The sequence below is a fragment of the Mesotoga sp. HF07.pep.5.2.highcov genome (assembly GCF_003666285.1).
In the GTDB taxonomy this organism is placed as follows: domain Bacteria; phylum Thermotogota; class Thermotogae; order Petrotogales; family Kosmotogaceae; genus Mesotoga; species Mesotoga prima.
In genome coordinates this window covers 1-2937 of the sequence record NZ_JFHJ01000533.1, presented here as the reverse complement: position 1 = coordinate 2937, position 2937 = coordinate 1, and the positions used below count along the sequence as shown (strand labels likewise).

1 protein-coding gene is annotated in these 2937 nt (G+C 45.1%); it reads left to right on the top strand.

Translation table 11 applies throughout. The features are described 5' to 3' along the window. Positions 1-139 precede the first annotated feature (139 nt). A partial coding sequence (locus BG32_RS11465; RefSeq protein ID WP_121526852.1) for a diguanylate cyclase occupies positions 140-2937 on the top strand: 2798 nt, incomplete at its 3' end.

Below are 2937 nucleotides of genomic sequence, written 5' to 3'. Positions count from 1 at the left end.
GACAATGAAGATCTCTTCTGAATGAACGACCCAGAAGATCCACTAAAACTTCAGCATGGGAAGGTCATTGAGTTACTGCCGATCTTCATATCAAAGATGATAGACTTTATAGTAAACATTGTCTCACACTGGAGTATTTATGAAGAACCGGCTAATCTCTCTTTTCCTAGCTGCAATTGCTACAGTTTTCGCCGCTGTCATAATTTTCGCGATGACAGAAGTAAGGTATTCCAAAATAGAGAATCACATCGCAAACTCCGCCAGGATAATCACGGAGAATAACGCAAAGACCGCCTTCCTCGGTTACTTCCACTGGGATTCGATGTACGAGGCTTTGGAGTCAGGTGATGCCGACTTCGTTATCTACAATCTAGAAGATCTGCTGAAGAACAATAGCCTGATCGAGGGTGTCGTTGTCGTGTACCGCAACGAGGAATTCGTATCTGCCGGTGAAAGCTTCCAGACTCTTAGAGATCACACGATTGGAGCTTCGGCCTTCTACGAGATCATTCCAAGTGGAGAGGACTTATTGGCGACGATGAGAGTTACCGATAGCGCCGGCTTGGAGAGTCTGAAAGACTCATATGCTATTCTGAAACTTAATCTAGACGAGATTCTAAGATTATTGACTACTGAAGACTACAGATTATCGAGTGTAGAAGGGACTTCCGTGTTCGAAGGTATCTCACTTTCTATTATCAGAAAGTGGTCTCCCGCCAATTATGCTACTGTGAGTCTCGTTTTCCTGATGTCGCTTTCATTCACTATGATTGTTCAGCGTTTGGAAGGCAAAAGGTCTATAGCATCCAAGAACAACGAGATGCTGTTGCTTCTAAACCACATCCCAACACTTATCTGGTACTTCAAAGATTCCGAGACTTTCGGGATCGTAAACAAGTCATTTGCGGAGTTCTTTGGCATGCGTCCGGAAGATATCGAAGGAAGGAAGATTCGCGAGATCTTTTCGGGAGAAGACCTCTCAACAAGTATTGAAACCAATAAACTAGTCTTTGCTGGCAAAGAGGAGCACATTTACGAGCAAGATACCAGGAATTCGAAAGGCGAGCTTAGAACTCTGATTGTTACCAAGACTCCGGAAATCGATGAAAACGGTAATATAAAATCCGTAGTCTGCTCTGCATGTGACGTAACGGATGAACGCAAGGCTCTCAGAAGAATAGAGCTCATCCAGTTCGGGCTCGACAACGCAAACGATGAGGCTTTCTGGATTGCCCCTGACGGATCGATTCTCTACGCAAACAGCGCTGCTTGCAAGAGTCTCGGGTATTCGAGAGAAGAGATAACTGCAATGAAGGTCAATGATCTTGACAAATCTCTAGAAGCTGATGACAGAAAAAGCAGCTGGGAGAGGCTCAAATCAAACGGGAAAGACAATTTCGAGGCATACCATCTGAGAAAGGATGGTTCCACTTTCCCCGTTGAAATCAACAGAAACTATTTTAAGTACGATGGAAGAGAATATGAATTCACGTTTGCGCGGGATATTTCTGACCGCTTAAAAAGTTTTGAGATTCTTGAAAGAGACAAGTTCAGGATCGAACGGCTCCACGAGGCGGCTCTCAATCTCGAAAGGTGCAGTGAACTGCAGAGCGTCTACGACCTTGTCATCGAAGCGGCAAAAGAGATTCTCGAATTCGACATTTGCTTCATATGCGTAAGGGAAGAAGAAAATCTCGTAATAAAGGCGTCTTCCAACCTGAATCCACGGGATCCCCTGGAAATGTCGATCGATAAGGGCATTGTAGGAAGGACTTATAGAGAGAAGAAGTCATATGTAATCGATGATATCCAGGAGTTTCCCGGTGCTCTTAGAACAAACGATATATATAGAGCTGGACTCAGTGTACCGGTTGGAGATGTCGGAGTCTTTCAGGCAATGTCCGTGAAAAAGGCGATCTTTGGCGAACAGGAATTGCGTCTTGCTGAACTCCTGATGTCTCATGCCCGCGAAGCGATTGTGAGGATTGAAACAGAGAAGCGCATGAATTACATGTCTCTTCACGATAAACTTACCGACCTTTACAACAGGTTGTACTTCGAGGAAGAGCTTAAAAGACTTGAAGGCTCTAGATTCTACCCCATCTCAATTGTTTCGGCAGATATCGATGGACTGAAGTTGATCAACGATACGATGGGTCACTCAAGAGGAGACCAGATACTCATCGAGCTTTCGCAGATATTGAGATCTTGCTTCAGAAAGACGGATGTTGTGGCGAGATTTGGGGGAGATGAATTCGCAATAATATTGATCAAGACGGACGAGGAGATTACAGAAAAGATCGCTCTGCGGGTAAGAAAGATTGTGGAAAAATTCAACATGAACAACTCCGGACCGCCTCTAAGTGTTTCGATGGGTATTGCTACGAGCAATGGCCCTGAACAAGAACTTGTTGAAACACTTAAGCAAGCCGATGACTTGATGTACCGCGATAAACTTTACAGAAGTTCGAGCGTTAGAAGTCAGATGGTCAACACACTCCTTGTAACTCTAGCCGAAAAAGACCAGATCTCAGGAGGGCATGCGAAGAGACTTCAGAAACTCTGCCTTGAACTTGGAAGAAGAGCCAGACTTAGCACGAGGCAGTTGAGCGACCTTGCATTGTTCGCACAGGTGCACGATCTCGGAAAGGTGGGAATTCCAGACAGCATTCTGTTTAAACCAGGTCCTTTGACCGCTGATGAATGGAGGATAATGAAGCTACATCCTGAAAAGGGATATAGGATAGCGATCTCATCTCCCGACCTCTCTTCAGTTGCGGATTTGATTCTCAAGCATCACGAAAGATGGGATGGAAGGGGTTACCCGCTGGGCATAAGCGGTGAAGACATTCCAATAGAATGCCGGATTCTCTCGATTGTCGATGCCTTTGATGCTATGACAAACGACAGGCCTTACAGTAGGGCGATAAGCAAAGA